This is a genomic window from uncultured Deefgea sp. (assembly GCF_947072475.1).
GTDB lineage: Bacteria > Pseudomonadota > Gammaproteobacteria > Burkholderiales > Chitinibacteraceae > Deefgea.
Map to the genome: position 1 here is coordinate 22,117 of NZ_CAMTIA010000041.1, position 6,000 is coordinate 28,116.

7 protein-coding genes are annotated in these 6,000 nt (G+C 50.8%); 2 read left to right on the plus strand and 5 right to left on the minus strand.

Annotation, left to right across the window (positions count from 1 at the left end; translation table 11 throughout):
- Window positions 1-48 precede the first annotated feature (48 nt).
- Together Q0V82_RS12330 and Q0V82_RS12335 are read left to right on the plus strand one after the other, a co-directional pair.
- Window positions 49-1,569, plus strand: a complete 1,521-nt coding sequence (locus Q0V82_RS12330; RefSeq protein WP_297576154.1) for a serine hydrolase — start codon at window positions 49-51, stop codon at window positions 1,567-1,569.
- Window positions 1,570-1,614: 45 nt separating this feature from the next.
- Window positions 1,615-1,953 (plus strand): hypothetical protein, encoded by a 339-nt coding sequence (locus Q0V82_RS12335; RefSeq protein WP_297576155.1) that lies wholly within the window; start codon window positions 1,615-1,617, stop codon window positions 1,951-1,953.
- Window positions 1,954-2,147: 194 nt separating this feature from the next.
- On the opposite strand, the gene Q0V82_RS12340 is transcribed toward Q0V82_RS12335, so the two are convergent.
- From Q0V82_RS12340 to thiM, 5 genes are all read right to left on the minus strand, one after another.
- Window positions 2,148-2,663 carry a bifunctional hydroxymethylpyrimidine kinase/phosphomethylpyrimidine kinase gene (locus Q0V82_RS12340; RefSeq protein ID WP_297576163.1) on the minus strand — a complete coding sequence of 172 codons (516 nt, stop codon included), beginning with the start codon at window positions 2,661-2,663 and terminating at the stop codon, window positions 2,148-2,150.
- Between the two features lie 88 nt (window positions 2,664-2,751).
- Window positions 2,752-3,387 (minus strand): PEP-CTERM sorting domain-containing protein, encoded by a 636-nt coding sequence (locus Q0V82_RS12345; protein ID WP_297576156.1) that lies wholly within the window; start codon window positions 3,385-3,387, stop codon window positions 2,752-2,754.
- Window positions 3,388-3,897: 510 nt separating this feature from the next.
- Complete coding sequence (gene thiD / locus Q0V82_RS12350) at window positions 3,898-4,695, minus strand: bifunctional hydroxymethylpyrimidine kinase/phosphomethylpyrimidine kinase (protein WP_297576157.1); 798 nt, start codon at window positions 4,693-4,695, stop codon at window positions 3,898-3,900.
- Complete coding sequence (gene thiE / locus Q0V82_RS12355) at window positions 4,692-5,363, minus strand: thiamine phosphate synthase (RefSeq protein WP_297576159.1); 672 nt, start codon at window positions 5,361-5,363, stop codon at window positions 4,692-4,694. The genes thiD and thiE overlap by 4 nt, the downstream gene beginning before the upstream one ends.
- Window positions 5,360-6,000: hydroxyethylthiazole kinase (thiM, locus tag Q0V82_RS12360; protein ID WP_297576161.1), on the minus strand; the 641-nt coding region annotated here is incomplete at its 5' end. The genes thiM and thiE, both read right to left, overlap by 4 nt.

A 6,000-nucleotide genomic window follows, 5' to 3' on the forward strand; every position in this document is an offset into this window, starting at 1 on the left:
TACAAACCTTAATCAACAATTGGCTCAAGCCAATACCCAAGGATAATTATGCAATATCGTCTGATTAGCATCGCCATCGCGCTAAACCTTGGCTTGAGCCAAGCCGCCAGCAGCGACTTACCCACGCCACAAATGCCAGAACCTGCATTCGCGCAATTTAAAACGGCAACGCCAGAATCGGTCGGACTCGACTCGGCCCAGCTCACCAAAATGCTCAATTACCTGCAAACACCCGGCTTTGATATGGAAAGTATCATTATCGCGCGCCATGGCAAAGTGGTACTCGAAGCTTACGTTGCGCCATTTCACGCGGACATCCCGCATCAAGTGAATTCAGTCACCAAAAGCTTTATGGCCACCTTGATTGGCATGTTAATTAACGACGGCAAACTCAAACTGACCGACACCGTCGCCGATATTTTGCCGCAATACGCCGACTTGCCAAATGCCAAACTGATTACTGTTGAGCAATTGCTGGGCATGAAGTCGGGGTTATTGTGGAATGAATGGCGTGGTGATGATTTTGGTGAGCTAAAAAAACAAGCCGATGTTGTGAAGTTTGTACTTAATCGTTCAATTGAGCCCTATAAAGTCAATAGTTTTAACTACAACAGCGGCGGCTCAGATCTACTCGGTGTTTTGGGTGAGGCAGCGCTTGGTAGTTCATTAGCTGACTATGCTGAGCAGCGTCTATTTAAGCCACTGGGCATTACAAAAACGCGCTGGGTTAATCTTGACCAACAAGGCCATATTGGCGGTGGGCGCGGGCTCTATATCACACCACGCGACATGCTTAAACTGGGTGAACTCTATCGACAAAATGGGCAATGGCAAGGACAACAAATTATACCTGCCGATTGGGTAAGTTATGCTACATCGCCACTGGTGCAAGTCATCGACTGGCATTACGGAGCACAATGGTGGGTAGAAAAAAATCGTGAATGGTATAGCGCGATGGGTTATGCCGGTCAATTTATTGCCATTTTTCCACAAGATGACATCACCGTGGTGATGACCTCACGCAACCAAGAGCAATCCGATTTTGGCCTTAGTGCGCTGCGCGAATTTTATTTAAAGCTCAAAGAGCCGCGTGTTGAAAACTCCATCGCTTTCGCTGCGCTACAAGAAAAAATCACACAGCTCGTCACGCCAACAACCACCTCAAAGCTGCGCTCACCACTCGAAAAAACGATCAATAAACGAAAAATTGATTTAGATAATCCGGCTTTTTGGGCCAATCAACTCAAACTAGAATTTAACAATGACAAGGTTACGATCACGATGTCACCCCGCAATCGCAATGACCGGCAGCCCTATATTATCCCTGCCAATTTTAGTGACACATGGCTTCAGACGCCGGTATCGCCAGTTGATAATCGATGGCAAAAATCAGGCCCAGAATCAATGCGCGCTGCGCGGGCACAGTGGCTAGGCAACAACACGCTGCAATTCGAAGCGATGGATGTGGATGAGTACTACAGCGCAAACTACAAAATCAAGTTCAATGGTAAGAAAGCAACCTTACTCAATATGGACAACTCAATCGCCAGCCAAGGTAAGATTCGTTAAGCGTTTCGACCACCCAGATTAATAAATCCTATTCGGAGACCCAGAATGCGTGAATTTTTCCTTAATTACGGCCTGCCTTTTTTAGTCATCGGCGCTTTGGGGGGCGGGATTATTTATTTGTTTTGCGCCCAAGCCATGTATAGCTATTTGAAAAATCACTATAGCGATGCCTTACCACTACAAATTCAAGGCTATATGATGGATGGCGAAGCGGCGGGTGGATTTATTAGTGGCACGTGGTATGCGTTTAGAAACGGCGCGTGGCGTCGTATAGAGAGCAATACTTGGCGTAAATTCTTTTTCTTTACACAGGGTCTTGGCGGATTTACTGGTATTTGCTGCATTGCACTGTGTGCGAGTTTTATTTTTTGGCCAAGCCGATAAATTCATCACGCCATAAAATATCAACGTACTGATTTTTTTATAAATAGCGCTCAGCTGTTTTTTGTAGGAGCGACCTAGGTCGCGAAATCGCGGTAAATTAAGTTCGCATTCGCGGGCCAGCACGCTCCTACAGCGCCATCGAACCGATGAAAATCATTTTGGACCACAGCAACCACACCAAACTAGCGCCCCTTTTACCACCACTGATGAAAATGATGCACCGGACCAATACCGTGGCCGACTTCGAGGCGTTCAGCCTCAGTAATCGCTAGCAATAACCAAGCTTTGGCTTTGGCGACGGGCTCTTCCCAATCAGTGCATTGCGGGCGTAGCGCGGTGAGCGCCGCCGACAAGGTGCAGCCGGTACCATCGGTATGCCGCGTGGCAATGCGCGCGGCGGGGAAGCACACTTCATCATTGGGGGCAATCAACCAATCGGGGCAGGATTCACCGCCTAAGTGCCCGTCCTTCATCAATACCGCTTGCGCGCCAGCGGCGCTTAATTCGCGCCCTTGTGATCGCATTTGCGCTTCCGATTGCGCTTCAGCACAACCAAGCAAGGCCGCCGCTTCGGGTAAATTCGGCGTAATGATGCTGGCCATCGGCAATAATTGCTCGCGCAGCGCATTTACCGCCGCCGTACCGTACGTCGATGGGCTGCCCGATTCTGCCTCATGTTTCTGGACGCTAGAACCGCCGTGCTGGCCGATATTTAAGTTGTCGTGATTTTTTGCGTTGGCTTAAATCATAAAAAATGGCACTCAAGGTGCCATTTTCAATCTACTTCAATCCATCGAATTAAGCTTGTTTAGCTTTACGACGCCGCGCCGCCATCAAACCCAGCAAACCCATCCCCATCAAAGCGTAGGTTTCTGGCTCTGGGACAGGGGCGACATTGGCTTGCAATGTATTCACGGCAAATAACCAGTTGTTAGAGCCGGTTGTGCCATTGTTGAATTGAAGTCCAGCAATGCCCGTCGCGGCCAGCGAAAAGCTACCTCCTGCACCCACAAATCCAGTTTCAATTGCTGCGCCCAATTGATTGAATGCGGTGTAGAACGTATGGCCTCGACCTGAAGAAGACGAACCATAGTTGTTAAATTTAAAATTGACGTTACTCGCTAAGCCATCAAATTTGATATCCAAAATTGATGCCGTAGGGTATTCGCCAGAGGCGCTGTTGCTTAGACCTTTTCCTGACCAAGATGTGCTGTTAATCACGGGAGAGCCAGCCGTTGAACCGGTGCCTTGTAAGCTAAATGATACATATGGAATCTGCGTGCTAAATGCAGTTCCATAGGCATAATTCGTAAAATCAATATCAACGATGGCAGCTTGTGCGCTTGATACGGCTAGTGCTGCAGTGATTGCAAGTGCTAAGTACTTGAGTTTCATTTTTATCCCTATGTTTTGTTTTGAAATGCCTTGCGGCAAGCAAATTCTACTAGGGAAAATGCTGAGTAAATATTTTAATTTATGTTTTTGTTTGTTGTTTGTATTATTAAGGAAAGGCTTTGTTATTTTTATGAAAGTTTATCAGGCTCTACATTAAAATAAATGACATTGTTATGGACTTTGTCGCGACAAGTAGTAAGGTCAATCTCGCCGTCGAGACATTCCCAAGTTTGGCGGTAGCCGACGTAGCGCATAGTTGGCATAAATGCTTTTTTTACACCAGGGTTTGGCGGGTGTACCGGAATTTGCGGCATTGCACTGTGTGTAAGTGTTATTTTTTGGCCAAGCCAATGAATTCATCACGCCATAAACAATCAACGTACTGATTATTTTATAAAGTAGCGCGCAGCTGTTTTTTGTAGGAGCGACCTTGGTCGCGAAAGCGCGGCAAATTAAGTTCGCATTCGCGGGCCAGCACGCTCCTACAACGCCATCGAACCGATGAAAATCATTTTGGGCCACAGCAACCACACCAAACTAGCGCCCCTTTTACCACCACTGATGAAAATGATGCACCGGACCAATACCGTGGCCGACTTCGAGGCGTTCGGCTTGTGCAATCGCGAGCAACAGCCATGACTTGGCTTTGGCAACCGTTTCCGGCCAATCGGCGCATTGCGGGCGTAGCGCGGTGAGCGCCGCCGACAAGGTGCAGCCGGTACCATGGGTATGCCGCGTAGCAATACGCGCCGCAGGGAAGCACACTGCATCATTGGGGGTAATCAACCAATCGGGGCAGGATTCACCGCCTAAGTGACCGCCCTTCATCAACACCGCTTGCGCGCCAGCCGCGATTAATGCGTGACCTTGTTGGCGCATTTGCGCTTCCGATTGCGCTTCAGCACAGCCGAGCAATGCCGCCGCTTCGGGTAAATTCGGCGTAATGATGCTGGCCATCGGCAATAATTGCTCGCGCAGCGCATTCACCGCCGCCGGATCGAGCAGCGCATGGCCACCCTTCGCAATCATCACGGTGTCGAGCACAATGATTTGCGGTTGATAATGCGCCAAGCGTTCCGCCACCACGGCAATCGTCGCGACATTGCCCAGCATGCCCATTTTGACGGCATCAACGCGAATATCGCTAAATACCGCATCGCATTGCGCAGCAATGAATTCAGGGGAGACCACCTGTACGCCGTGCACGCCTTGCGTGTTTTGCGCCGTGAGCGCGGTAATCACGCTCATGCCGTAAGTGCCAAGCGCCGAAAACGTTTTTAAATCGGCCTGTATCCCTGCGCCGCCACCAGAATCCGAACCAGCAATGGTTAAAGTATGAATCGTCATTTGGTATTTCCCTTTGCGGCATGAATTTCAGCCAATAGCCCTTGCGTTGCGCCAGCGACATCGGCTTGGCCGCAAATCGCCGAGACCACGGCAACACCATCAAAACCCAGTGCCATCAAGTGAGCCACCTTCCCCGCCTGAATGCCACCAATGGCGACCGCCGGCAAAATACGGTTTTGCAGCATGGCGGCGACTTCGTCCACGGCGATCACTGGCGAAGCATCTTTTTTCGTTCCTGTAGGGTATACCGGCCCAACCCCAACATAATCAATAATGCCAGCGTGATACATCCCTTCGGCCTCATGAAATTGCGCCAAGCCATTGGTCGATAGGCCGACAATTTTATTTGGGCCAAATAATCGTCGAACTTCAGTAGCGGGTAAATCTTGCTGGCCAACGTGCACGCCATCGGCGTCAATCGCCAGCGCAATATCGAGCTGATCGTTAATAATGAGTGGCACATTGTAGGGGGCCAGCGCGGCTTTTAATGCCTGAGCGGCCAACAACCATTGGCGTTTTTTCCATTGCGGCGCGCGCAATTGCACCACGGTGGCGCCGTTTTGCGCGGCGATTGTCGCTGTGCTGACCATCTCGGCCAAGCCGCCACATAAATCGGGGTCAAGCACCAAATACAGGCTTAAATCAATCGGGTTCGCTGTTGTCGTCATTCGCTATAGCTCCGCAATTGCACTGGATGAATCACGTGTAAAGCGTCTAAAAATGGCGCAACAAATGTGCCCGGACCATCAGAGCACTCCACCGCTCGTTCGCCAGCAATCGCCATGACGGCGCATGCTGCGGCCACGGCATTGAGTCGATTGGGGGCGTCGGCCAAAAAGGCCGCCACCACGGCCGACAAGGCGCAACCCGTTCCCACCACGCGCGTCATCATTGGGTGGCCCCACGGCACAGCCCACGTTTGCTCGCCATCGGTGATGTAGTCCGTCGCGCCGGTCACGGCAACAATCGCGCCAGTGGCGCGCGCCAATTGCTGCGCAGCACTGAGCGCCGACATCGAGCTCATGGTGCTGTCTACACCTTTCCCGCCCGCCGTCGCCTCAGCATTCAAAGCCAATGCCCCTGCTAAGGCCAAGATTTCTGAGCCATTACCGCGAATTGCCGCTGGTTTTTTCGCCAACATCGCAATGGCTGCGTCGCGCCGATATTGCAATACACCAACTGCCACCGGATCGAGCACCCACGGCGTTGCCGCCGCATTGGCGGCATCAATCGCTAAGTTCATCGCTTGTAGTCGGGCTGGGTAGAGCGTGCCGATATTAATCAGCAACGCATCGGCAATCGCCG